This is a genomic window from Streptomyces sp. NPDC006458 (genome assembly GCF_040612135.1).
Classification (GTDB): domain Bacteria; phylum Actinomycetota; class Actinomycetes; order Streptomycetales; family Streptomycetaceae; genus Streptomyces.
The window spans coordinates 156,318-180,035 of record NZ_JBEXPR010000010.1; the positions used below are offsets into that span (position 1 = coordinate 156,318).

At 73.1% G+C, this 23,718-nt stretch carries 21 protein-coding genes and 4 pseudogenes; 4 read left to right on the top strand and 21 right to left on the bottom strand.

The annotated features are described in order from the left end of the window. Nucleotides 1-13: 13 nt before the first annotated feature. From ABZZ79_RS16025 to ABZZ79_RS16085, 13 genes and pseudogenes are all read right to left on the bottom strand, one after another. Nucleotides 14-1,435 carry a glycosyltransferase 87 family protein gene (locus tag ABZZ79_RS16025; protein ID WP_356689536.1) on the bottom strand — a complete coding sequence of 474 codons (1,422 nt, stop codon included), beginning with the start codon at nucleotides 1,433-1,435 and terminating at the stop codon, nucleotides 14-16. Beyond that, nucleotides 1,432-2,826 carry a polyprenol phosphomannose-dependent alpha 1,6 mannosyltransferase MptB gene (mptB, locus tag ABZZ79_RS16030; protein WP_356689627.1) on the bottom strand — a complete coding sequence of 465 codons (1,395 nt, stop codon included), beginning with the start codon at nucleotides 2,824-2,826 and terminating at the stop codon, nucleotides 1,432-1,434. The genes ABZZ79_RS16025 and mptB overlap by 4 nt, the downstream gene beginning before the upstream one ends. Nucleotides 2,827-3,080: 254 nt before the next feature. Then, on the bottom strand, nucleotides 3,081-4,022 hold the full coding sequence (locus ABZZ79_RS16035; RefSeq protein WP_356689537.1) for a glutaminase: 942 nt from the start codon (nucleotides 4,020-4,022) through the stop codon (nucleotides 3,081-3,083). 110 nt (nucleotides 4,023-4,132) lie between these two features. Beyond that, a pseudogene (aspA, locus tag ABZZ79_RS16040) lies at nucleotides 4,133-4,333 on the bottom strand (aspartate ammonia-lyase); the annotation flags it as partial. Between the two features lie 239 nt (nucleotides 4,334-4,572). Continuing rightward, the gene (locus ABZZ79_RS16045) at nucleotides 4,573-5,589 is read right to left on the bottom strand and encodes an asparaginase (RefSeq protein ID WP_356689628.1); all 1,017 of its coding nucleotides are present in this window, start codon (nucleotides 5,587-5,589) and stop codon (nucleotides 4,573-4,575) included. A 224-nt stretch (nucleotides 5,590-5,813) separates the two neighbouring features. Further along, nucleotides 5,814-6,503: pseudogene (locus ABZZ79_RS16050) on the bottom strand (FadR/GntR family transcriptional regulator); the annotation flags it as partial. A gap of 162 nt (nucleotides 6,504-6,665) precedes the next feature. Beyond that, nucleotides 6,666-7,040 carry a fluoride efflux transporter CrcB gene (gene crcB, locus ABZZ79_RS16055; protein ID WP_356689538.1) on the bottom strand — a complete coding sequence of 125 codons (375 nt, stop codon included), beginning with the start codon at nucleotides 7,038-7,040 and terminating at the stop codon, nucleotides 6,666-6,668. Continuing rightward, the gene (locus ABZZ79_RS16060; RefSeq protein WP_356689539.1) at nucleotides 7,037-7,399 is read right to left on the bottom strand and encodes a DUF190 domain-containing protein; all 363 of its coding nucleotides are present in this window, start codon (nucleotides 7,397-7,399) and stop codon (nucleotides 7,037-7,039) included. Before ABZZ79_RS16060 ends, crcB (ABZZ79_RS16055) begins: the two co-directional genes overlap by 4 nt. Beyond that, a complete protein-coding gene (crcB, locus tag ABZZ79_RS16065; RefSeq protein WP_356689540.1) occupies nucleotides 7,396-7,845 on the bottom strand; it encodes a fluoride efflux transporter CrcB in 450 nt (149 codons plus the stop codon). Before crcB (ABZZ79_RS16065) ends, ABZZ79_RS16060 begins: the two co-directional genes overlap by 4 nt. A 185-nt stretch (nucleotides 7,846-8,030) precedes the next feature. Continuing rightward, on the bottom strand, nucleotides 8,031-8,990 hold the full coding sequence (locus ABZZ79_RS16070) for an SMP-30/gluconolactonase/LRE family protein (protein ID WP_356689541.1): 960 nt from the start codon (nucleotides 8,988-8,990) through the stop codon (nucleotides 8,031-8,033). Nucleotides 8,991-9,095: 105 nt separating this feature from the next. Further along, a complete protein-coding gene (locus ABZZ79_RS16075; RefSeq protein ID WP_356689542.1) occupies nucleotides 9,096-9,383 on the bottom strand; it encodes a helix-turn-helix domain-containing protein in 288 nt (95 codons plus the stop codon). A gap of 290 nt (nucleotides 9,384-9,673) precedes the next feature. After that, nucleotides 9,674-9,820: pseudogene (locus ABZZ79_RS16080) on the bottom strand (glycosyl hydrolase 53 family protein); the annotation flags it as partial. A gap of 71 nt (nucleotides 9,821-9,891) precedes the next feature. Beyond that, nucleotides 9,892-11,913, bottom strand: coding sequence for a beta-galactosidase (locus ABZZ79_RS16085; protein ID WP_356689543.1), 2,022 nt, complete (start codon nucleotides 11,911-11,913; stop codon nucleotides 9,892-9,894). A 145-nt stretch (nucleotides 11,914-12,058) separates the two neighbouring features. Between ABZZ79_RS16085 and ABZZ79_RS16090 the strand changes: the two are divergent. The 4 genes and pseudogenes from ABZZ79_RS16090 to ABZZ79_RS16105 all read left to right on the top strand — a co-directional run. After that, nucleotides 12,059-12,157 (top strand): annotated as a pseudogene (locus ABZZ79_RS16090) (sugar ABC transporter permease); the annotation flags it as partial. 97 nt (nucleotides 12,158-12,254) lie between these two features. Then, entirely contained in the window at nucleotides 12,255-13,286 is a 1,032-nt protein-coding gene (locus ABZZ79_RS16095) for a LacI family DNA-binding transcriptional regulator (protein WP_356689544.1), read from the top strand. Between the two features lie 203 nt (nucleotides 13,287-13,489). Further along, complete coding sequence (locus ABZZ79_RS16100; protein WP_356689545.1) at nucleotides 13,490-13,840, top strand: VOC family protein; 351 nt, start codon at nucleotides 13,490-13,492, stop codon at nucleotides 13,838-13,840. A gap of 100 nt (nucleotides 13,841-13,940) precedes the next feature. Continuing rightward, complete coding sequence (locus ABZZ79_RS16105; protein WP_356689546.1) at nucleotides 13,941-14,342, top strand: MarR family transcriptional regulator; 402 nt, start codon at nucleotides 13,941-13,943, stop codon at nucleotides 14,340-14,342. A gap of 403 nt (nucleotides 14,343-14,745) precedes the next feature. Here ABZZ79_RS16105 and ABZZ79_RS16110 read toward each other — a convergent pair whose 3' ends face one another. From ABZZ79_RS16110 to ABZZ79_RS16145, 8 genes are all read right to left on the bottom strand, one after another. Further along, on the bottom strand, nucleotides 14,746-15,180 hold the full coding sequence (locus tag ABZZ79_RS16110) for an SseB family protein (protein ID WP_356689547.1): 435 nt from the start codon (nucleotides 15,178-15,180) through the stop codon (nucleotides 14,746-14,748). Nucleotides 15,181-15,431: 251 nt separating this feature from the next. Further along, nucleotides 15,432-15,836 (bottom strand): hypothetical protein, encoded by a 405-nt coding sequence (locus ABZZ79_RS16115; protein ID WP_356689548.1) that lies wholly within the window; start codon nucleotides 15,834-15,836, stop codon nucleotides 15,432-15,434. Between the two features lie 220 nt (nucleotides 15,837-16,056). Then, nucleotides 16,057-16,488, bottom strand: a complete 432-nt coding sequence (locus tag ABZZ79_RS16120; RefSeq protein ID WP_356689549.1) for a tetratricopeptide repeat protein — start codon at nucleotides 16,486-16,488, stop codon at nucleotides 16,057-16,059. A 129-nt stretch (nucleotides 16,489-16,617) separates the two neighbouring features. Further along, nucleotides 16,618-17,853 (bottom strand): FAD-dependent oxidoreductase, encoded by a 1,236-nt coding sequence (locus tag ABZZ79_RS16125; RefSeq protein ID WP_356689550.1) that lies wholly within the window; start codon nucleotides 17,851-17,853, stop codon nucleotides 16,618-16,620. Nucleotides 17,854-18,037: 184 nt separating this feature from the next. Continuing rightward, on the bottom strand, nucleotides 18,038-18,919 hold the full coding sequence (locus tag ABZZ79_RS16130; protein ID WP_356689629.1) for a LysR family transcriptional regulator: 882 nt from the start codon (nucleotides 18,917-18,919) through the stop codon (nucleotides 18,038-18,040). A 337-nt stretch (nucleotides 18,920-19,256) separates the two neighbouring features. Beyond that, entirely contained in the window at nucleotides 19,257-19,433 is a 177-nt protein-coding gene (locus ABZZ79_RS16135; protein ID WP_356689551.1) for a hypothetical protein, read from the bottom strand. Nucleotides 19,434-20,044: 611 nt separating this feature from the next. After that, the gene (locus ABZZ79_RS16140; protein ID WP_356689552.1) at nucleotides 20,045-22,813 is read right to left on the bottom strand and encodes a beta-galactosidase; all 2,769 of its coding nucleotides are present in this window, start codon (nucleotides 22,811-22,813) and stop codon (nucleotides 20,045-20,047) included. A 104-nt stretch (nucleotides 22,814-22,917) separates the two neighbouring features. After that, nucleotides 22,918-23,718: a ricin-type beta-trefoil lectin domain protein gene (locus ABZZ79_RS16145; RefSeq protein WP_356689630.1), complete on the bottom strand. Its 801-nt coding sequence runs from the start codon at nucleotides 23,716-23,718 to the stop codon at nucleotides 22,918-22,920.

Below are 23,718 nucleotides of genomic sequence, written 5' to 3' on the forward strand. Positions count from 1 at the left end.
GCCCCTTCACGGTCTACGAGGAGGCACGCTCGCTGCTCGACTGGGGTTTCGAGGCGGCCGACCGTGTCGAGGCGGTGGGCTCGCTGGACGCGTTCAAGGCACGGACGGTCGCCGGGCCGCAGGCCGCGCCCGCGCCGGGCCCGGCGGCCGTGGCGCCCGCGGTCGCCGACGAGCCGAAGTCCGCGCGGGGCTGGCCGGTGGGGCTGGCGATCGCGGGGGCCGGCGCCCTCGGCGCCGGGATCGTGGCGCTGGTGATCCGGCTGGCGAGCCGTCGCCCCACGGCCGGGGTCTGACCGGCCGGCAGCCACAGCAGCAGGCCGAGGGTGATCCAGGCGTAGGCGTTGGCGCCGAGGAAGCCGCCGATGCCGGACGCGTCGTCGAACCACAGCCACACCACGCTGGTGCACATCACCGCGTACAGACAGGCCGCCAGGGGCGCCCGGCCGGACCGGACGAGGACGACGAACGACGGCAGCAGCCAGACCAGATGGTGCACCCAGGTGATCGGGCTGACGAGGCAGGCGGTCAGCCCGGTCAGCGCGAACGCGGCCTGCCCGTCGCCGTCCGCGGCGGCCCGGCGCGTGCGGACCGCCCACACGGCGAGGACCACCAGCGCGGCCGCCGCCCAGGCGGTACGGCCGGGCTCGCCGAGCCGGGCGAGGATGCCCTGGAGGGACTGGTTGGACACATAGTCGAGGCGGCCGATGCGGTCGGTGTCCCACAGGGCGTACGTCCAGTAGAAGTGCGACGCGCCCGGGGCGGCCACAGCCGCCAGTGCCGTCGCGGCGCCCGCCACGGCCGTGGCCGAGGCCGCCGCCCTCCGCCGCCCCATGAGCAGCAGCAGTCCGATGAAGATCGCCGGGGTCAGCTTGATCGCCGCGGCGAGACCGATGCCGATGCCCGCCCAGCGGCCGCGACCGGTGGCGAGGAGCCGGCCGTCGACGACGACCAGGGCCAGCAGCAGCACGTTGACCTGGCCGAAGCTGAAGGTGTCCCGCAACGGCTCGAACAGCGCCAGCGCACAGGCGGCGAGGGCGCAGCCGTACCAGCCGTAGCGCCGCCAGGCCCGGCCGGTCAGCAGGCGCAGCACCAGGGCGAGCGCCGCCAGGTTGAGCAGCAGCGCGATCACGATCGCCGCGGTGAGCGGCAGCCAGGCCATGGGCAGCATGGCGAGGGCCGCGAACGGCGGGTAGGTGAAGCCGTACGTCGTGCCCGGCACCCGGTAGTCGTAGAGTCGGTCGCCGTCCTGGATCCAGCTGTGCAGCGCCCCGTGGTAGACGCGCAGGTCGAACCAGTCGCGCAGCAGCGGCACGGTCGCGCTGAAGACCGTCACGACGGCGACGAGCGCGAGGACGAGCAGCAGACGGCCGCGGTCGCTGCGGGGCGCGGCCGGGAGCGATGGGCGGACGCGGTCGTCCGTGCGCGGGGCGCTCACGCCGCGCGCCCGAGGGCCGGGGCCTGCGCGGCCTGGTGGGCCTGCCACAGCACGACGACGCCCAGCACACCCCCGGAGACGGCGAGCACGAGCTGTCCGACGTCCGCGGGGCCACCGCTGGGCATCACGGACAGGGCGAGCACCCCGGTCACCGCCGCGACCCGGTGGCGTACGGAGGTGCTGGGGGCGGCGGCCGCCATCAGGAACAGGCCCCACAGCGCGTACCAGGGACGGATCGCCGGACCGAAGGCGGCGACGGCGGCGAGGCTGAGGCCGAGCGCGTAGACCGGCCGGGGCCGTAGGCGTACCCATATGACGAGCAGGGCCACGGCGGTGAACGCGAGGCCCGCCGTGTGCCAGACGGGCACGGCGAGCGGGGCGAGGTCGCTGCCGAGGCGCTCCAGGAGGGCGCCGGTGGCGCGGCCGAGGAGGCTGGTGAGGGCCCAGTTGTGCGGGGAGACGGGGGTGTCGAGCGCGCCGATCCAGCCGTAGCCGGTGCCCGCGACGGCCGTGGCCGCCACGGTCGTACCGGCGGCGGCCGTCGCGGTCGTGAACACCGCCCTCGCCGGGGTACGGCCCGCGCGGATCTGAAGGACGACGATCGCGGCGAGCCCGAGCAGGGCGGGTGCCTTGACCAGGGCCGCGAGGGTGACCAGTACGACGCCCAGGGCGGGCCTGCGGCCCAGGGCCGCGACCAGGCCGACGCCGAGCAGGCCCAGCATCAGCGCGTCGTTGTGGGCGCCGGCCACCAGGTGCAGCAGCACCAGCGGGTTGAGGGCGCCGAGCCACAGCGCGGCGGCGGGGTCGGCGCCGCAGTGCCGGGCGAGGCGGGGCAGCGCGGCGGCCATCAGCGCCACGCCGAGCAGGGCGACCAGGCGCATGCCCATGAGTCCGGCGGGGAGTTCGCCGCTGGTCAGCGCGGACAGCGCGGAGGCGGTGGCGAGGAAGACGGGGCCGTAGGGCGCCGCGGTGTGCTGCCAGACCGGGGCGACCTCGTCGGCGAGGGGGCCGCCGAGGTGCGAGGGGCCGTAGGAGTAGACGTCGATGTGCGCGTCGACCATCGCGCCCTGGGCGAGGTAGCTGTAGACGTCACGGCTGAACAGCGGCGGGGCGAGCAGCAGAGGTGTCGCCCACAGGGCCAGCACCAGCAGGAGGGCGCGCGGCGAGGGCGGTTCGGAGCCGTGGACCAGCCGGCCCAGCAGGGTCCAGGCCGCGATCAGCAGGACGACTCCGAAGTAGACGACGACCAGGCCGAGGGCCGCGCCGGGTGCGGCCGGGGTCAGCAACTCCCTGATGGGAAGGGCTCCGGCCGTCTCGCCGCCCGCTGCGAGAAACGCGGTTCCGGTGAGGCCGAGGGCCTGGCAGCGGCGTAGGTCGACTGGGTGAGTGATGGCCAACACTGCGGCAGCGTGTCAATTTCCGGTGGCCGGAAAGCGACGGGGGGCTGTTGGCGCGGTCGCTTGTTCGTGACGGGAGCGTGATCGGATTCCCGGGCAAGGGAGGCGGACGGGGTGGGCCGGGTCGGTGGGCCGGTGGGCCGGTGGTGAGGCCAGTGGGCCGATGGTGAGGCCAGTGGGCCGATGGTGAGGCCAGTGGGCCGATGGTGAGGCCAGTGGGCCGATGGTGAGGCCAGTGGGCCGACGATTCAGAAGACCGACAGGCCGGTCAGGGTGGTGAACCTGTCCAGGGCGGCCACACCCGCGACCGAGTTTCCGCGCTCGTCCAGGCCCGGACTCCACACGCACAGGGCGCAGCGGCCCGGGACCACCGCGATGATGCCGCCGCCCACCCCGCTCTTGCCGGGGAGGCCGACGCGGTAGGCGAAGTCGCCCGCGGCGTCGTAGGTGCCGCAGGTGAGCATGACGGCGTTGACCTGCTTGGCCTGGCTGCGGGTGAGCAGACGGCTGCCGTCGGCGCGGACGCCGTGGCGGGCGAGGAAGGCGGCGGCGAGGGCGAGGTCGGCGCAGGAGGCGCGCAGGGAGCACTGGCGGAAGTACTGCTCCAGCAGCTCCGGGACCGGGTTGTCGATGTTGCCGTAGGCGGCCATGAAGTGGGCGAGCGCGGCGTTGCGGTCACCGTGCGCGGCCTCGGACGCGGCGACCTCCTCGTCGAAGGCCAGGTCGGGGTTGCCGCTCTCGGCGCACAGGAAGGACCGCAGTTCCTCGGCCGCCGCGCCGGTACGGGTGTGCAGCCGGTCGGTGACGACGAGCGCGCCCGCGTTGATGAAGGGGTTGCGCGGGATGCCGTTCTCGTACTCCAGCTGGACCAGGGAGTTGAAGGCGTTGCCCGAGGGCTCCCGGCCCACGTGCTCCCATAGTTCGGCGCCCTCGCGGGCGAGGTCCAGGGCGAGGGTGAAGACCTTGGTGATGGACTGGGTGGAAAAGGGCTCGCGCCAGTCCCCGACGCCGTACGCCGTGCCGTCGACCTCCGCGACGGCCATGCCGAAGCGGCGCGGGTCGCAGGCCGCGAGCGCCGGGATGTAGTCGGCGGGGCGACCGCGGCCGGGGGTGTGCTCGATCTCCTCGGCGATGCGCTCCAGGACCGGCTGGTAGGTCAGGGACGATGACGCGACGGACATGATCACCATTCTGCCTCCGGGCCGGTCCGGGCGCGCACCCGCCGACCGGACGACGGTCGGCCCACCGCGGGCCTGCGATCCGCCCACGGCGGGGTGCGGTGTCGGTGGGTCGGCGGCCAGACGGCGGGGGCGGCGCTGCCCGCGACGACCTCGGGGCGCAGCAGTGCGGCGAGCCGGTCGGCGGGGAGCAGACCCTTCTCCGGCACGAGTTCGGCGACACCTCGGCCGGCGGCCAGGGCCTCCTTGGCGATGTCGGTCGCGGCTGTGTACCCGATGTGCGGGCTGGGAGCGGTGACCGGGCCGATGGAGTTCTCCACGCTCCGTCGCGATCTTGACTGCCGGGGGATACACGTCATTGGTCGACTGGCCCCGGCACGCGGCGAGGATCTCGGCGGCCTTCTCGGGCGCGAGCAGCCCGAGTTCCTCGTTGGCGAGGGCGGCGGCATCGCGCGTCGCGGATCGCAGACTCAGGCCGCAGGCGGTGGACGCGCAGGCCGCAGATCGCGGTCAGGGGGCGGCCCCGCCCCGCGGCGGGCCGCATTCGGTCGGCCGCGCCCCGCTACGCCGCGGACTCCAGCGGAAGCCGGTCCAGCGCGCGCACGGCCCGCACGGATCCCACCGGCTGCCCGCCACCGAGCAGCGGCTCCCCCGCGAACGCGGTGAGCAGTTCGGGGTCGACGCCGGCCCGGGCCAGCGCGGCGGCGGTGACCGGTATCCGCGCGCGGTTCGCCCCGTCGGCGATCTTGACGGCGACGGCCCGGCCGTCCGGCAGTGCGGCCACCTCGACGCCCTCGAAGCCGTCCTTGGCGAGCAGTCCGGGCACGGCCCGCATCAGCGCGGCCACGTCCCGGTCCGCGCCGGAGGCCATCTCGGCGTGGTCGCGCATGGCGTCCGCGACACACGCCTCGGGGGTGCCGGGCGGGGACGAGGCGATGCGCGCCACGGCCCGTGCCAGCCCGTGCAGGGAGACGGAGAACAGCGGGGCGCCGCACCCGTCGACGGTCACCTGGGCGATCCGCTGGTCGGTGATGTCCTCGACGATCTCGGCGACGGCCCGCTGGAGGGGGTGCGCCGGGTCGAGGTAGTCGTGCCGGGACCAGCCGTTGAGCTCGCAGGTGTAGAGCATGGCGGCGTGCTTGCCGGAGCAGTTCTGGGCGAGGCGGGAGGCCGGGCGGCCTTCGCGGACCCAGGCGTCGCGCACGGCGGGGCCGTACGGCAGGTCCGGGGTGTTGCGCAGATCGGCCTCGGTCAGCCCGGCGAGGGCGAGGATGCGGCGGGTGCCGTCGAGGTGGCGTTCCTCGCCGGAGTGGCTGGCCGCGGCGAGGGACAGCAGCTCACCGTCGAGCGGCAGCCCGGCGCGCACCATGGCGACGGCCTGCACGGGCTTGAGCGCCGAGCGCGGGTAGAACGCGGCCTCGATGTCGCCGAGCTGGAACTCGACGCGGCCGTCGGCGCCGAGGACGACGACGGAGCCGTAGTGGATGCCCTCGACGACGCCGGCGCGGACGAGGTGGGCGACGGGGGCGTGGAGGGGTTCCCGGATCACGGGGGCGTCCACGAGGGTGTTGCTGTTCATCACTGCCTGGTTCGTGAGTGGGTGGGCGGTGGCCCGTTCGGTGTTCACGCCCCGACTCCGGCTTCGGTCTCGACCCCGGTTCCGGCTTCGGTTCCGGCGGCTTCGGTTACGGCGGCTTCGGTTCCGGCGGTTCCGGCGGCTTCGGTTCCGGCGGTTCCCGCTTCGGAGGAGCTGTCGGCTTCGGCGGAAGAGCTGTCGGCTTCGGCGGAGCCGTCGGCGCGAGAGGCACGCACGATGTCGGTGAGGCTTGTCTCGACCCGGTCGAGGTGGTGGCTCATGGCCGCGACCGCGTCGTGCTCGGAGCCGTCGACCAGCGCCTCGACGATGGCGCGGTGCTCGCGGTTGGACTGTTCACGACGTCCGCCCAGCTCGTTGAGGAAGGCCGACTGACGTGCCAGGGCGTCGCGGATCTCCTCGATGACCCGGCGGAAGACCGGGTTCTGCGCGGCTTCGGCGACGGCCAGGTGGAAGAGGGTGTCCATCGCGACCCAGGCGGTGGTGTCCGTCTCCCGCTCCATGCGCTCCATGAGGTGCGCGAGGTGGTCGAGGTTCTCCGGGGTGCGGCGCACGGCCGCGTACCCGGCGACCGGGATCTCGACGTGGCGGCGTACCTCCAGCAGGTCGCTGGCGGCGTAGTCGCCGAAGGTAGGGTCCTCGACGGCGTTGGCCACGACGAAGGTGCCCTTGCCGGTCCTGGACACCGTGAGGCCCATGGTCTGCAGCGCGCGCAGCGCCTCGCGCAGGACGGGCCGGGAGACCTCCAGGGTCCGGCACAGCTCCGCCTCTGAGGGGAGTTTGTCCCCGATCGCGTACTCGCCGCGCTCGATGGCGCCGCGGAGGTGGGCGAGCACCGCTTCCATGGCGCTGACACGCCGCGGGGCCGCTCCACCTGTCTGGCTGTCTGACAGGTTCACGGGAGAAATGTTCCGCGTGGGTGGATGGTGATGTCAAGGCGGGGCTCCCGCGGCCTCGGGCAGGGCCTGGGAGCGGACCCGCGGGATCAGTCACCGGCCGACGGCGGGGAAACAGCCGGCCGACAGCGGGAACCAGCCCGGCCGACGGCGGGAAACGGACCGCTAACCCCACACCGCGCGGGCCAGGGCCACCCCCGCGAAGGCCGCGCCGAGGCCCACGAGCACGCTACCGGCCGCGTTGGCCAGGGCGTATCCGCGGGCGCCGTCCTCGGTCAGACGGAGGGTCTCGTAGGAGAAGGTCGAGTACGTGGTCAGGGCCCCGCACAGCCCGGTGCCCAGCAGGAGCTGGAGGTGGGAGCCGGCGGCGCCCGCCACGGCCGCGCCGGTGAGCAGCCCGAGGATCAGGGAACCGCTGATGTTCACCACGAACGTGCCCCACGGCAGGACCGAGTCGTGCCGTGACTGCACCGCGCGGTCGGTCAGATAGCGCAGCGGCGCGCCGATCATGCCGCCGACGACGACCAGGAGCCAGTTCACGCCCCTTCCCCTCCCCCGGCGTTCCCGGGATCGGCGAACCGGACGACCTCCACCTCGTCGAGGGTCACCAGTGCTTCACCGACCAGGTCGGCGAGCCGCGGCAGGAAGGCCCGTACGGCTTCCTCGGCGTCGACGATGACCACGGCCACCGGGAGGTCCTCGCTCATCGAGAGCAGGCGCGAGGTGTGGATCAGGGAGGCCGCGCCGAAGCCCTCGATGCCGCGGAAGACGGAGGCTCCCGCGAGCCCGGCCTCATGGGCGCGGTGGACGATCTCGGAATAGAGGGGGCGGTGGTGCCAGGTGTCGTCCTCGCCGACGAACACGGTCAGGCGCAGCGCCCTGCCGGCGGGGCCGGTCATCGGGGGCTCCGCAGCAGGAGGCGCCGGGCGGCCGTGGACGCCAGCCACACCGCGGTGAGCGCGGCGAGCAGGGTCGCGGCCAGGTAGGCCAGCGCGGTGCCGGGCCGGCCGTGGTCGAGCAGCCGCTGGATGTCCACGGCGTAGGTCGAGAACGTGGTGAACCCGCCGAGCACGCCCGTGCCGAAGAACGGCCGCACCAGCCGGTGCACCGTTCGCGCCTCGGTGACCAGCACCATGAACACGCCGATCACGGCACAGCCGGAGACGTTCACCCAGAACGTGGTCCAGGGGAAGCCGCCGCTGTGCGCGGGCCACAGCAGGGAGGCCGCGTAGCGGAGGGCGGCGCCGATCGCGCCGCCGACGGCGACCACCGCGACGACGGGTGCCTGACCGCGCCGACGGGCCGACCGCACGGCGGCGGCGCTCCCCGTCTCCTGGGCTGTCATGGTCGTACGTTTCTCCCCGGCGGGCTTGATCGCGAACGGGCTCCAGCGTATCGCCGGGGCGTGGGCGAGGGCACCTGGCGGATACGTCACCGGGCGCGGTGGGTCACTGGGCGGGGCAGGTCACCAGGCGCGGTGGTCACCGGCCGGGCAGGTCACCCGGCGCGGTGGTCACAGGGCCGGGCGGGTCACCCGGCGGGGCGCGCGCAGAGCGCCACTCCCCGTTCCCAGAGACTGCCCAGCACCAGCTGGCCGCCGGTCTCGCAGACGCTCGTGGCCATGCGGTAGCGGGAGTGGCGCGCGGCGAGGTGGTGGACGACCGTGCCGTGGTCGTCGTAGGCGAGGGCGCCGATCATGCCGGTGGGGCGGAAGGGCGCGCGGACCGCGGCCCCGGCCGCGGTGCGGCGGACGGCGGGGGCCGCGCGGTGCAGGAGGTCCAGCGGTGGGACGCGAGGGCCGGCGAGGGCCACCCAGATCGGAACGTCCGGGGCGTCGCGCCACATGTTGTCGGGCATGCCCGGCAGGTTCTCGGCGAACGGCTCGGTGTGCCCGGCGCGCGGCCCGCTCAGCGCCACCCGGGTCAGACGGCGGGCGCCCGTCTCGGCCACGACGAGGAAGGACTCGTCGGCGGCGGCCACGAGACCGTTGGCGAACTGGAGTCCGTCCACGACGAGTTCGGGTTCCTCCGCGTCCGGCGCGAGGCGCAGCAGGCGTCCGGTGCCGGTGTGTTCGACGATGTCGCCGATCCACCGGGCGAGGGGGTAGCGGGTCGTCGAGACCGTGCAGTAGACCGTGCCGTCGGACAGGGCGACGACGTTGCTGCAGAACCGCAGCCGCTCCCCCGCCACCGAGTCGGCCAGCACGCGGACGACGCCGGAGCCGAGGTCGACGCGGAGCAGGCCGCGTTCGGCGTCACAGACCAACAGCGTTTCGTCGGAGAGGAGTTGCAGGCCGAGGGGACGGCCGCCGGTCTCGGCGAGCACCTGGACACGGGGCCTGTCGGGCTCCGCCAGTCCCTCCAGGCGCAGGATCCGGCCGTCCTCCACGCCGGTCAGGACGCGTCCGCGAGCGTCGGCCACGACGTCCTCGGGGCCGCGGCCGCCGATTGCGATCAGTCGACGCGGTACCAGTACCGTGGGAGGGATCATCGGCTCCTGCCCTTCGGGGAGTCGGAAGGTGGCTCATCCTCGCAGCCGAACGGCGCCCGCACCGCACGAATCAGGCCCGACGGCAGCGCTCCGGGGCCGAGGGCCCTACCAGCCTTTCTCGAACATCCGCGCCACCTCGGCGATCCGTATCTCGTCCCGCCGGTAGTGGACGCTGCGCCGGACCCGCCGGGCGCGCAGCAGCCCCAGGTCGGCGAGGAAGCGGAGGTGGGTCGCGGCGGCCTCGCTGCGCAGGCCGAGCAGGACGGCGACGGCCTCCGCGGTGACCCCGTCCTCGGCGGTGCCGCCGAGCCGTCCGGGCGGGAAATGGGCGGCCGGATCCTTCATCAACTCCAGGATTTCCAGACGCAGTTCGCTGGTGGGAGTCCTCAACATCACGTCCCCCTCACGGGCGCTCGTACGGCGCGTTCCCACTCTGGGGCCGCGCACGCCGCCATGTCCCCCACTTCGCCGCCTTTGTCCGGATCGAACTGCCGTGCGGTTGAAACACGCTCCGTGCGCCGGCGCACGGCTGTCCCACCGCCCGCCCGACGCGCGCCCTGACCTGGCCTTCGGCGGTACGGCCACACCGTCGGGCCGGGGGTATGGCGAAGGCCCGGCCACCGGGCGGGTGGCCGGGCCCGTCCTGTCGGAGCTCAGCGGTGGCTGAACCAGGCCCTCTTCGGCTACGACGACAACGCCTTGTCGTCGTAGCCGAAGAGGGCCTGGTTCTCACAGGCGTTGCCGGAGGAGGCGTCGGTCGGGTCCCAGCCGTTGCCGGTGACCGCGGTCCAGGTGGCCTCCCAGTAGATAACGCCGAGACCGCGGCCGTTGAGCGTCCCTGGGCGGAGCCGGCCCCTCCGCCCGCGGCTCCTGCGGCTCGCACGGGCGGCAGGGAGTCGGCTCAGCCGTCGAGCCGGACGACCCGTACGGCTCCGGCGGGCACGGTGAGGCGGCCCTCGACGGGTTCGCCGGTCAGCAGCTCGGTGCCGGTCGCGTCCAGCGGCACCTTGGCCTCCCCGGCGGTGTGGTTGACGGCGAACAGGTAACTGCCCTGCTCACCGGCGCGGCGTACGACCTCGACGTCGCGGGGCAGCTCGACGAGCGGGGCGACACCGGCGTCGGCGGCGGCCCGGCCGAGGACGGCATCCAGCGCCTCCCCGTCGAGGCGGGTGGAGACGTACCAGGCGGTGCCCCGGCCGAGCGCGTGGCGGGTGACGGCGGGGCGGCCCGCGGTGAGGCCGTCGGCGTACGTCCACACGGTCTCGGCGCCGCGCGGCACCACGAACTCGGTCCACACGTCGCCGTTCAGCTCGGAGCCGTCGGGCCCGTTCAGGCGCACCCGCTCGCCCGGGAGCAGCGGCGAGAACTCCTCGACAGTCAGACCCAGGACGTCCCTCAGCACACCGGGGTAGGCGCCTTCGTGGACGGCGTCGTGCTCGTCGACGATGCCGGAGAAGTACGACACGACGAGGGTGCCGCCCTGTTCGACGTAGGACCTGAGGTTGTCCCCGGCGGTCTTCGTCATCAGGTAGAGGGCGGGCACGACGACCAGGGGGTAGGCCGACAGGTCGGCCTCGGGGTGGGCGAAGTCGACCGTGAGGTGACGGTCGTAGAGGGTCTCGTAGAAGGTGTCGGCGCGCTCACGGGCGTCATGGTCCTCGCTGGGCCGCCAGTCGAGCCCCTGGGCCCACCACGAGTGCCAGTCCCACAGCACCGCCACGTCGGCGACCGTGCGGGTGCCGCGGATCGGGGCGAGCACGTCGAGGGCGGCGCCCAGTTCGACGACCTCGCGCCACACGCGCGTGTCGGTGCCGCCGTGCGGGACCATCGCGGAGTGGAACTTCTCGGCGCCGCGCCGGGACTGGCGCCACTGGAAGAACATGGCGCCCTCGGAGCCGCGGGCGACGTGCGCGAGGGAGTTGCGGGCCATCTGGCCGGGGGCCTTGGCCGGATTGCGCTGCTGCCAGTTCACACCCGAGGTGGAGTGCTCCAGGAGGAGCCAGGGGGCGCCGCCGGCCACCGATCGGGTGAGGTCGGCGGCCATGGCCAGGTTGACGTGGGTGCGGCGGCCGTCGGTGATCAGGTAGTGGTCGTTGGTGACGATGTCGACCTCACGGCCCCAGGCCCAGTAGTCCATCGAGTCGCACTGGCTGAGGGCGGTCATGAAGTTCGTGGTGACCGGCACGCCGGGCGAGAGGCGGTGCAGGACGTCCCGCTCGGCGCGGAAGTTCTCGCGGACGGTGGCGTCGGCGAACCGCCGGTAGTCCAGCGCCTGGGCGGGGTTGCCCACGGTCGGGGTGGTGCGCGGCGGGTTGATCTCGTCGAGGTCGCCGTAGCGCTGGCCCCAGAAGGCGGTGCCCCAGGCCTCGTTGACGGCCTCGACCGTGCCGTAGGTGGTGCGCAGCCAGTCGCGGAAGTGGCCGGCGCAGGTGTCGCAGTAGCAGGCGGAGACGGGGAGGCCGTACTCGTTGTGCACGTGCCACATGGCCAGGGCGGGGTGGTCGGCGTAGCGCTCGGCGAGCCGCGTGGTGATGTCCGCGGCGGCGGCGCGGTAGCCGGGATTGCTGTGGCAGATGGCGCCGCGTGAGCCGAACTCGTAGCGGGTGCCGTCGGCGGTGACCGGCAGGGCCTCGGGGTGGGCCCGGTAGAACCAGACCGGCGGGACCACGGTGGGGGTGCCGAGGTCGACGCGGATGCCGTTCTCGTGCAGGAGACCGAGGACGCGGTCGAGCCAGCCGAAGTCGTACACGCCGGGCGCGGGTTCCAGCAGGGCCCAGGAGAAGATGCCCACACTCACCATCGTGACGCCGGCCTCCCGCATGAGCCGGACGTCCTCGTGCCAGACGTCTTCCGGCCACTGCTCGGGGTTGTAGTCCCCACCGAAGGCGAGCCTGGTGAGGCCCCTGGGGGTGGAATCCGGCATGTCCGGCATGAGGGTCTCCCGGCTGATCGATCATTTGGGAACGTACACACACAGCGCCAGCGGCACGAGGCCAACATAACCGCACAGCAACAATCATTGACGAGTGTCTGGGATGTTTCTCTGCTGTGATCGCTCACAGAAGCAGGGCCTCGCCCTGGTGTTCGCGCTGATGCTCGACTCCGAGAAGCTCCGGCTCGCCCTCTTCACCCGGCTCGCGATCTTCCTGCCGTACGCCATCCCCGGGTCGTGGCGGCGCCCTCGCCGCGCTCCCGCTGGTCGCGCTGTTCCTGGTCATTCGGCGCTTGTGGAGCCTGGATCCGCTGTCCGGGGGCCGTAAAGTCATGACCATGAGCAACACGGGGGGCCGGCGCAGACCGCCGACGATCCACGACGTGGCGCGCGAGGCCGGCGTCTCGCGCGGCACCGTCTCACGCGTCCTGAACGGCGGGCACTACGTCAGCCCCACCGCGCAGGACGCCGTCAACGCGGCCATCCGCAAGACGGGTTACGTCGTGAACCGGCACGCCCGGTCCCTGATCACGGGCCGCTCCGACTCCGTCGGCTTCCTGCTCACCGAACCCCAGGAGCGGTTCTTCGAGGACCCCAACTTCAACGTCCTGCTGCGCGGCTGCACCCAGGCCCTCGCCGCGCACGACATCCCGCTGCTGCTGATGATCGCGGGCACGGATGACGAACGGCGCCGCATCACCCGGTACATCACCGCCGGGCACGTCGACGGTGTGCTGCTGGTCTCCAGTCACTCCGGGGATCCGGTCGCCCAGGAACTGCGCGAGGCCGGGGTGCCCCTGGTGGCGTGCGGCAAGCCGATCGGGCTGGGCTCGAAGGTGAGCTACGTCGCCGCCGACGACCGCGACGGCGCTTGCGACATGGTCCGCCACCTGCTGTCCCTCGGCCGGCGGCGGATCGGCGTGGTCACCGGCCCGCTGGACACCCCGGGCGGTGTCGATCGGCTCGCCGGGTACAAGGAGGTCCTCACCGGCGCGGGCATCGCGATCGACGACCGCCTGATCGTCTCCGGGGACTACACCAAGGCCAGCGGCGAGGCGGGCGCCGAGCGGCTCCTGGACCGGGCCCCGGACATGGACGCCGTGTTCGTCGCCTCCGACCTGATGGCGCAGGGCGTCCTCACCGCCCTGCACCGGGCCGGGCGCCGCGTCCCCGAGGACATCGCGGTCGGCGGTTTCGACGACTCCCCCGCGGCGGTGGCGGCCAGCCCCGAGCTGACGACCATACGCCAGCCCTGGGACCGCATCAGCGCCGAGATGGTCCGCGTCCTGCTCGCCCGGATCGGCGGCGAGGAAGCGGCCGCGGTGATCCTTCCGACGGAACTGGTCAAGCGCGAGTCGACGTGACCGGGCGGCCGCGGCCGACGTGACCGGGCGGCCGCACCAGGAGTGACCGGCGGGCGGGCCGGGCGGAGCGATCCGCCCGGCCCCACCCGTCGGGAGCAACCGGTCAGGATCGGAGAAGCCGCGGCCGGGCTCCCGGACCTAGCGTGGAACCACCGGCGCGACACGGGCGCCGGGTCACGCGGACCATCAGCGAGGAGCACGTCATGACCGCCGGAGTGAAGACGATCATCTACCCCGTCAAGGACATGGAGCGGGCCAAGGCGGTGTTCGGGGCGCTGCTCGGGGTGGAGCCCTACGCGGACACGCCGTTCTACGTCGGGTACAAGGACGCGGGCCAGGACGTCGGCCTGGACCCCAACGGCCACGCCCAGGGCCTCACCGGCCCGGTCCCCTACTGGCACGTGGACGACATCCGGGCCACTCTCGCCGCGCTGCTCGCCGCCGGGGCCGAGACGCTGCAGGAGGTGCGGGACGTCGGCAACGGCCGGCTGATCGCGTCGGTGAAGGACGCGGACGGAAACCTCGTGGGACTGCTCCAGGACCCCGAGGCCTGACAGCCGCCGACCGGGGCGGGACCGCACTCACCGGGCTCCCGCACGAACCCGAGTTAGTTGCACACTCAACAACTGCTCGGAGCGGTGTTACCGTGCGGGTATGGCAGTCAACACGGCCGATGCCCGGCTGGAAGCGAGATGGCGGGACATCCTGTCGGTGCACGCGCGCACGATGTGCGAGATCGACCGGGCCCTGCACCCGCACGGACTGGGCGCCAGCGACTTCGAGGTGCTCGACCTCCTCGCCGCGGGCACGCGTGAGGAGGGCGACCAGTGCCGGGTGCAGAACCTCGCGGGCCGTGTGCATCTCAGCCAGAGCGCGCTGTCCCGGCTGATCGGCCGGCTGGAGAAGGACGGCCTCGTGGTGCGCTCGGTGTGCGCGGAGGACCGGCGGGGTGTGTACGTGACGCTCACCGGCAAGGGCCGTGAACTGCACGCGGCGGTCCTGCCGCTGCAACGGGCCGTCCTGGCACGCCTGTTGGGGCCCACGGAACAGGACTGATCATCGCGGTGGCGATGTGCTTCCAGGCGACTCGTGCCTCATGCAACCGAGTTCGACCTCGACGCGTATCTCCACCGCCCCGGTCACCGGGCCCCGCACCGGCCCGACCCCGGCAGTGCCCTGATCCGCTCCACGCCGTACCGGGATCCCGGGACTGGGACGCCGGGACTGGGACCCCGGGACGCCCCGGCCTCAGAGCACGAACTCCGCTGCGTCCGGGAGGACTTCGGGCCCGGCCGCCCCGGCTGCCGGGTCGAGGAGGGCACTCGTGTCGGCGAGCCAGGGTCGCGATCAACACAAGACGGGCCCCGGTGTGCGGTCACTGCGAGCGCTTCGGTGAAGGTCTTCCCGCACGAGAGCACCGGGTCACCCCGCCCGGGGGACATTTCCGCGGCCGATCTTGTCAGCCTCGCGGCCGGGCGAGCAGGGTGCGTACGCCTTCCGAGGTCAGGGTCAGTCCGTGGTCGGAGGCCGCGTCGATGGTCAGCGACAGCTCCTCCTCCTCGGGCCACTGCGAGGCGAGGGCGCCGAGCGGTACCACACGGTAGCGGGAGACGTACGGCAGCAGGCCGGCCATCTCGGGTTCCGAGGTGAACACGGGCACCACGGGCGCGGCGCCGGGCTGCTCGATCACGGGCAGGGTCACCATCGCGGGGTCACCCGCCTCCGCCTCGGTGGCGTCGTCGGGCACGGGCACCAGGACGTCGCTGCCGGCAAGGGTCTCCAGTGCCAGCGTGTCCTCGGTGTTCTCGACGAGCGCGTCGAGTGCGCGCCCGGCGGGTGTGTCGTTGCTCCGGTGGGACGGGGTGCTGTTGCTGCGGTGGGCCGGTGTGTCCATGGCGTGTTCCCTGAGAGTGGCGGCGACGGTCAGGATCGGCCCGGGGCAGCTCGGCCCCGCACCGTCCCTCGCGTACCCAGTGCGCGCGGGACCATGCCACCCGTCCGGACCGGCCGGGCGCCGCGCGACCGGATCGCGCCGCCCTGACGTGCCCGTGGGCCACCCGCCGGTTCGGCGAGCGGCCCACGGGCGCCGGGGTACGGGACGCCGGGGTACGGGACGCGGGGGTCAGCGCACGTCGTACGCGCGCGTCACCGTCTGGGTGACCGTGTTCCCGCGTTGTCGTCGGTGATCACCGTCCTGAGCGTGACCTGCTTGCCGGAGGCGCCCGTGTGGTCGAGCACGGCCGTCCAAGCGCCGTCGTCACGGACGGTGTCCGCCTCGGTCCAGGTGGTGCCTCCGTCGTAGGAGTACGACAGGGACGCGTCCGTGAGGGTGCCCGGGGTGTACCCGGCGTGGCCCTCGGCGGTGAGGCCGATGCGTACGCCGTGGTCGGCCGCGACCCTGTTCAGGCCGTCGACGGGGACGTCGTACGACGGGAAGAGGATGGGCAGCCCGCGGGAGAGGACGTCCTCCTCCAGGTGGGAGCGGAAGCTCCAGGTGGTGGTGACGGCGGAGGAGCGCAGCCAGTTCCGGTCGGAGCTGGGGAGCTTCATCAGGTTCTGGGTGAGCTCGTAGCGGGCGTCCCCGGCCGGGACCTCGAAGACAGCCGCTCGGACCGTAGAGCGGCAGCACGACTCCGGGCCCCGATCGCCGCCACGGTCGGGGCCAGGGGGTGCTGTGAGGGAGGTGTGCGGTCGAGGGCCGGCGCCTGAGTGTCCTGCGCGCTGGCCCGAGCATGCCGGGAGGGGGCGGGGTCGCCCCCCTCCCGGAACGTCACTCGCCGTCCGGGAACTCTCCCGAGAACGCGGCGGCCATCCGCAGCCACGGCTCCGCCTCCTGCCTGCGCCCCTGGCGTTCCAGGGTGCGGCCCAGCATGAGGTGGGCGTAGTGCTCCACCGGGTCGCGCTGGACGATCAGACGCAACTGCTCCTCGGCGCGCCCCAGTTGGGCGGAGTGGTAGTAGGCGCGGGCCAGCAGCAGGCGGGGGCCGGTCTGCTCCGGGGCCTCCTCCACGATCGTGGCCAGCAGGCGCGCGGCACCCGCGTAGTCCTTGGCCTCGAACAGCAGCCGAGCCCGCTCCCACCGCTCGACGGTGGTCTCCTCGCGGGGGACGCCGGCGCCGTTGTCGAACAGATGCAGGGCGCTGGCCCAACGGTCCGGCGCGACGCCGTCGTTCGGGGCGTAGCCGTTGAAAGCGGCGGTCATGTGTCCTCCGTTCGGGTTCTCGGGGCTGTCGGCGGGCGGTCGGCGCCGATCCCGGCCGCGCCGCCTCGCCCGTGTGGTTGACGCATCAACCACAGCCGCGCCAACGCGCACCTTCACGCGTCTATTCCCTCACCCGAGGAGCCCCGGACCGGCGCCCGCGCCCCGATCGCCGCGCTGGCCCACCCGCCCCGCGACGGTCGCGTCATGCTTGGCCCGCACGCGCTCGCGGCGCGTGGCGTCCTTGAACTTCCAGCTGTACGAGCCCGGCTTGCGCGCCTCGTGGGCCAGGTGGCGGAGCAGGATGGGGAAGCTGGTCCGCTTGACCTTCCAGCCGAGGAATCCGCCGATGGAGAAGCCGTTCGCCCTGTCGTCCTTGGAGGCGAGCTGCACGGTGGCGGCCTGCCCCACGCTGATGCACATGCCGAAGAACCCCACGTCGATGAGGGCGGGCTGCTTCCCGTCCAGCCGGCTGAGCACCGTGTCGGCGGCATGCGCGCCCAGCGGGTTCGCGGCCTGGCAGCTCATCCGCAGCGGCAGGTCGGAGGGGGCCACCGCGTCCCCGGCGGCGATGATCCGCGAGTCGTCCATGCTGGTCAGCGTCTCGTCCGTGAGCAGACGGCCGTGCGTGTCGGTGCTCAGCCCGCTGCGCGTGGCGAGGTCCGGCACACCGAACCCGGCGGCCCATACGGTCACGTCGCTCGCCAGCTCACGGCCGTCGGCGAGCCGCACGGCGTCGCGTGACACCGACGTCACCCTGGTCTCGGGACCTTCCAGGACCCGCACACCGAGCCGGGCCAGCCGCTTGGCGAACGTACGCCGGACCCGCGGATGCAGATACGGGCCGAGAACCCCACCGCACACCAGGGTCACCCTGCGGCCCGCCTCCGCCAGCTCGCCCGCGAACTCGATGCCGAACGGGCCCGCTCCGACCACGGTCACCGCGGCGGTCGCGGACGTGGAGTCGAGGACCGAGCACAGCCGTTGCGCCTCTTCGAGGGTGGCGGCCGGATGGGCGAACTCGGCCGCGCCGGGCACCTCCGGGTCGCCACTGCTGCTGCCCACCGCGTAGATGAGGTAGTCGTAGTCGGCGGAGCCGCCCTCCGCCAGGGTCACCTTGCGCCCTGCGGCGTCGATCCGCGTCACCGTGTCGACCACCCGGTGGACACGGTCGGACAGGACCTGCGCGTAGTCGACGACCGCCTCGGGTTTCCCGGTCGCCACCTGGTGCAGGCGGATGCGGTGGACGAAGTTCGGACGCGGGTTGATCAGCGTCACACGCAGGTCGTCGCGCTGTGTCAGGCGGTTGGCCGCCATCACACCGGCGTATCCGCCGCCGATCACGAGGACTTGGGCGTTCTGGGTCATGGTGTCTCCTCCGTCTCCCGGAGCCCGGCTTCCGGACACCGCGGGATCGAGCCCCACGACACCTTATGGGGCGCTTCGCGCAGAAGGCGCGGTGATGCCCCGAATGGAGTAATGCGGTACGGCCGGGGGCGCCGGTACGGCCTGAAGGTGCCCAGCGCCCGGCCGGAGCCGGCGGCCGGGCGCCCTAGCTGCGGGCGGCGCGCAGCAGGTGGTCGCGGACGCGGATCACCGCCGGGTTGTCGGGGACGCCCGGCCGCTGCACCAGAAAGGCGGTGTTGATCGGCGGGTCCTCGGGCTCGTGCAGGAGGACGAGGGCGCCGGAGGACAGTTCGTCGGCGCACAGATAGGCGGGCAGCACGGTGAAGCCCGCTCCCGCCACGACCGCGGCCTTCACCCCGCGCAGGTCGGGCACCGTGAGGGCGGCGGCACAGGAGAGCCTGCGCCCGAAGACGTGCCGCCAGTAGCGGCGGGCGATGGGCAGGTCCTCGGCGTAGGTCACCAGCGGGACAGGATGCAGCACCGAAGGTCCCTCGACAGCGAGGGGTTCCTTCAGCCGGTCGGCCCAGGAGGGCGCCGCGACCAGGACGAACTCCTCGTCCAGCAGTGGAACCGCGGACAGGGTCCGGCCCCGGGGACGCATCGTGGAGATCACCAGATCATGGCGTCCGGCCCGCAGTTCGTCGAGCAGCGGGTCGGTCAGCCCCGTCGCCACGCGCAGCCGCACGCCGTCGGCGACGAGCGGGGCCAGCGTCGGCAGCACCCAGGTGCTCAGGAACTCGGCGGGACCGGCGAGATGCACGGGTTCGACCACCCCCTCCGCCGACGGATCCGGACCGGCCGCCGCCGCGAGCAGGTCGAGCCCCGGCGCCACGCGCGCCGCGAGTTCGTCGGCCACGGCCGTCGGGGCGACCCCGCGCGGCAGCCGTTCGAACAGCTCCCGCCCGGTCTGCCGCTCCAGCGCGCGCATCTGGGTGGTCACGGTGGGCTGCGAGAGCCCCAGCAACTGGGCGGCACCGGTGAACGAACCGGACCGGTACACGGCCAGGAAGGTGCGCAGCACGTTCAGGTCGAGGGGGTGCGGGGCGGTACCGGCGGCCGGTTGCGGGGCCGGGGTTCCGCCATGGGAATTGCTATCGCTCACAGGGAAAATCTACGACTTTCCCTATGCCTGCGGCTGACCACGACGACCGCGGTCCGGGTACAGCGATCGGGGACGGACGCGGTCCGGGTACGCCGTTCAGGGACGACCGCGGTCCGGATACAGATGTCAGCGACGACCGCGGTCCGGGTACGCCGTTCAGGGACGGCGCTGGGTCGCGTTTCGGCGTTCGGCGTTGGGCGTCGGCGTTCGGCGTTGCGCGTTGGGCGTTCGACTACGACCCGAGGCGCGTTCCGGCGTTCGACTACGACCCCGGGGCGCGCTCGGCCTTCCGCGACGGCCGCGGTCCGAGTACGGCCTTCAGCGCCTTCTCGGTCGCGGCCGCGGATGTGGGCAGGACCCCGGCGAGTCCGGCACGCTCGGCCGCGGCGATGTTCTGCTCCAGGTCGTCCACCATCACCGTGTCCTCGGGGCGCGCCAAGCCGCTTACGGCGGATCTGGGAGAACGCGCTGCAACTGAAGCCCGTCGACGAGGCGGCCACGGGCGCCACCGGGGAGAACCGAGCGGGAACGCCCGCCCAGCGGCCCACGCGACCGCCAGGCTTCCTGTTCAGCCCCCTACCGGGCCCGCGCCGGGACGGCATGGGGCCGGGCGCACACCTTCGCCTCGAACCACGGCGCCCCACCGCATACGACGGTGACCCGCGTGCCTCTACGGTGTGCCAGCACGTACCCGTGCCCACCGCACACGAGGCAATGGCGCGCGTGGCCTCCGCGGCAACCGCTCCCCCAACGCCCGGCAACCTGAGGCGCATCGTCGCCGCCAGGCCTCATCGGCACGACCACCGAGTGGTACGACAAGAGACGCGAACAGCTTGCCCTGCAGGGCAAGCTGTTCGTCACCCATCCGCCGTCATGGGCCGACGGCCCGCACCGGGCGGGACTCGTCCGGGACGGGCAGGCCCCGCCCCGGACGGAGCGGGGCCTGCCCCCCAACGCGCCCGGGAGCCGCCCAGCGGGCGGTGACCCGTCAGTGGCGGACAGGTCCCGGCTGTCTCCCGTTAGTTCAGGGCGCGGCAGGGTGAGGGGCGGTCAGCGGGCGGACGTCGTCCCGCTCCAGGCCGCCTCTCGCATCGGGACCCACTGCCAGTCGGCCAGGCTTGGAGTGGGGCCGGCCGGCGGTGTGACGCCGTTGATGCCGTTGTCCCATGCGGAGACCTCAAGTTTGAGGTCGGCGCGGGCGGCGGCGTCGAGGTGCTTGAGGTCGATGGTCCACCGCTCGCCGTGGTAGAGGTCGTTCGTGATCGGCTTCCCCGCGCCGGTCAGTGTGGCCTCGCCTCCCCGGTAGTCGAGCACGAGCCGGGCCTCGGCCAGGCTCGCCACGACGGCGGGATCGCTGGTGACGCGCCACCGGCCGGGCCCGTCGGCCGTGATCTGCGGGGCCGCCGGCGCCGCGGAGAGGGAGTAGGTGTACCGGGCGAACGGCGCGGGCACCCGGCTGGAGCGCCACCCCGTCGCCGGCGCCAGTCCGGTGGTGGGGAAGACGTCGGCGGTGATCTTGGTTCCGGCCGGGGCGGCGAAGCGTACGTTCGGCCGCACGCCGGTCATGTCGGCGCTGCCGGTGATGATCAGACGGTTGCGTCCGTCGAGCGGGGCGACGACGGCGCCCAGGGACTCGGCCTCGCCGAGGATGATGATCCGGGCGCACACCGTGCTGGTTCCGGGCTTGCGTACGAGCAGCGAGGTGCGCTGCCCGGCCGGCACCCTCACGACGAGTTCGTCACCGGTCGTGGTCCGCGAGACGGTGCCCAGTTCGCTGGTGATCGAGACGTCCTTGCCGAAGGCGAGTGCGCGGTCCGTCCACTCCGGCGCCCAGTAGACCCATGTCGGAACGTCCTGGTCGGTGAGCTTCGCCATCGGCTCGACGGTGGCCCAGCGCAGATCGACCCCGTTCAGGTCGGTCATGACCGGGAACACGGCGGAACGGTCGGCCGGCATGGTCAGCGGCTTGTCCGGCACGGTGAGGGTGCCGCCGGCGCGCTCGATCCGGAGCTGCACGTCGGTCCGGGTCGGCAGGGCGAGGTGGTGCTGGGTGTTGTTGACGAACACGAAACCGCGTCCGGCGGTGTCGAACCGGCCGATGTAGCGCAGCCGGCGGGTCTGCGTCGGGTCGAGGAGCTGGCCGGGGTCACGGGTGATCCGCGTCCTGACCAGTTCCTCGGCGCACGTGGTGACGAAGGTGTGCAGGCGCCGGTAGCGCTGGTAGGAGTCCCTGGTCTGCCCGAACTCGCCGAGTGGCGCCTGGAAGTCGTAGGTGAGCGGCCAGTCCCCGGAGAGACCCTGGGTCTGCGTGCCGCCGTGGAACATGTAGTAGCCCAGGTAGTTGGCGCCGCGCCCGACGCTGTCGTAGGCGTGCGCCACGACGTGCCGGCTCTCGACGAGGAAGCGGTCGGTCCCCCGCATCGGGCTGCCGGTGCCCAGCTCGCAGAAGCCGCGCGGGTAGTCGAGGGTGTCGTAGAGGGCACCGCCGATGTCGGTGTTCGCGGTCCACTCGTCGGTGCCGTAGATGAATCCGGACCCCGGCTGGGTGTCCCCGCCGCGTACCCATCCGCGGTAGGTGTAGGCGCCCTGGAGGGGGAACGCGCTGTCCTTCTCGAATTGGGAGTTGGCCGTCACCGAGTAGTAGGGAACCACCATCCCGTGGTCGGCGCACATCTGCCGAAGTGTGGTGATGTGCGCCGGGTCGCCGGCGTGGAACTCGTTTTCCAGCTGGATACCGACGATCGGCCCGCCGTCCTTGACGAACATTCCTGACAGCTGAGCGGCGATCGCGGCGAAGTAGGTGTTGACCTTGGCGAGGTAGCCGGCGTCGTTGGAGCGCGCCCCGGACAGCGCGAAGTCCGGAATGCCGCCGTTGTTCGTCTCGGCGTTGATGTACGGGCCGACACGCAGCCAGACCTGCAGGCCCTGGCGCTGGGCCGCGGCCACGAAGGCGCGCAGATCCTTGCGGCCGGTCCAGTCCCAGGTGCCCTCGGGCTGTTCGTGGTGGTTCCAGAACACATAGGTGGCCACGATGTCCACGCCCGCGGCGCGCATCTTGCCCAGCTCGCGCTCCCAGCGGTGGGCCGGCTGGCGGACGTAGTGGAACTCTCCGCTCACCGGATACCAGGCGGCGCCGTTGCGGTACCACCCGTTGCGGGTGACGCCGTAGGTGATCCCTCCCGCGACACCGCCCGCGTTGACGAGGGGCGTGTCGGGGCGGGCCTCCAGTGCGGTGGCGTCCAGCCGGTACGGCGTCACCGCGATGGTCCACAGTTGGCTCGCGTCGCCCGTGTCACCGCGGATCTCGACCGCGGCGCCGGCGTCGGTGGAGGCCCCCACGACGGAGAGCAGCTTCCCGCTGGCCCGGCTGACGATCTTCACCTTGCCGCTGCCCGCGTCGTCCACGCGCCAGTGCTGGTTGCTGCCGCCGTTGGCGGACCACTGGATCACGCGGGCGCCGTCGGAGGTCTGCCCGCCGTACACGTCGAGAACCTTGCCCGACTTCATGCACATGATCGTCACCCAGCCGTCGGCCTGGTCGACGAGGCTCCAGTGCTGGTTGGCGGCGCCGGTGGCCGTCCACTGGATGATCTCGCCTCCGTCGCCGTCCTGGCCCCCGTAGACGTCGAGCAGGAACCCGCTGTGGGAGTTCGTCAGGGTGACGGGTGCTGTCGCCTCGCCCGTCGCGGCGTACGCCCGGTGAGGCGGGATCAAGCTGATGGCGGGGCCCGCGGCGAGCACCACCGCGGTGGCGCCGAGCAGCCGTAGGACGCTGCGGCGGCCCGGTCCCTGGTGGGCGTCGATCGTTCTGCTGTTCATGTCGGCTCCTCAGTGCTGTGTGTGCTCTCGCGGGGCACGGCGCCCGTGCGCCGTGCCCCTGTCCGTGCCCCGGACGGCTCGGCCGGGGCGGATTCTTCAGCGGGTCACAGGACCCATTGCTGGGTTGTGCCGCCGTGGCACGGCCACAGCCGCAGCGGGCTCCCGGCCGACGTGGTGCCGCTTCCTGCGTCCAGGCACTTGCCACCGGCTCCGGTGAGGACGCCGGCAGCGCTCAGCGTCCATTTCTGGGTGTCGCCGCCGTCGCACGGGGCGACCACGATCGCGGCACCGTCGGCGGAGCCGCCGCCCGACACGTCGAGGCACGCGCCGGTTCCGGTCTTGACGGGCCCGGAGGCGCCGCCCAGTGTCCACCGCTGTCCGGTACCGCGGGCGCACTCCTGCGATGTCACGGGGTCGCCGTTCGTCGCGGGTCCGGTGAGGCAGCGGCCCGTGGCCGGGTTCACCAGGGCGACCGCCCAGGTCTGCGCCGCCGAGTCCGCCTGACAGGTGCCGAGTCGGAGCCGGGTGCCGTTCGCGGTGCCGCCGTCGGCCGCGGTGACGCACTTGCCACCGGTGCCGGTGATGGTGCCGTCAGGGGTGAGGGTCCACCGCTGGTTGGCGCTTCCGCTGCACGGCCAGCCGACGATGGGGGTGCCGTCGGCGGAGCTGCCGCCCTCGGCGTCCAGGCACAGGCCGCCCTTGCCTGCGAGGCTGCCGTTCACCGGGTTGTACGCCCAGTCCTGGCCCTCGCTCGCGTTGCAGTCCCACAGCTGCACCTGCGTACCCGGCGACGTGGAGCCGTCGGTCAGGTCGGCGCACCTGCCGGAAGCCGGGTGGTGCAGCGGGTTGGCGCTCTGGTTGCCCACCGGAGCCGGCGCGGGGACGTGGCCTGTGGCCTTGTACAC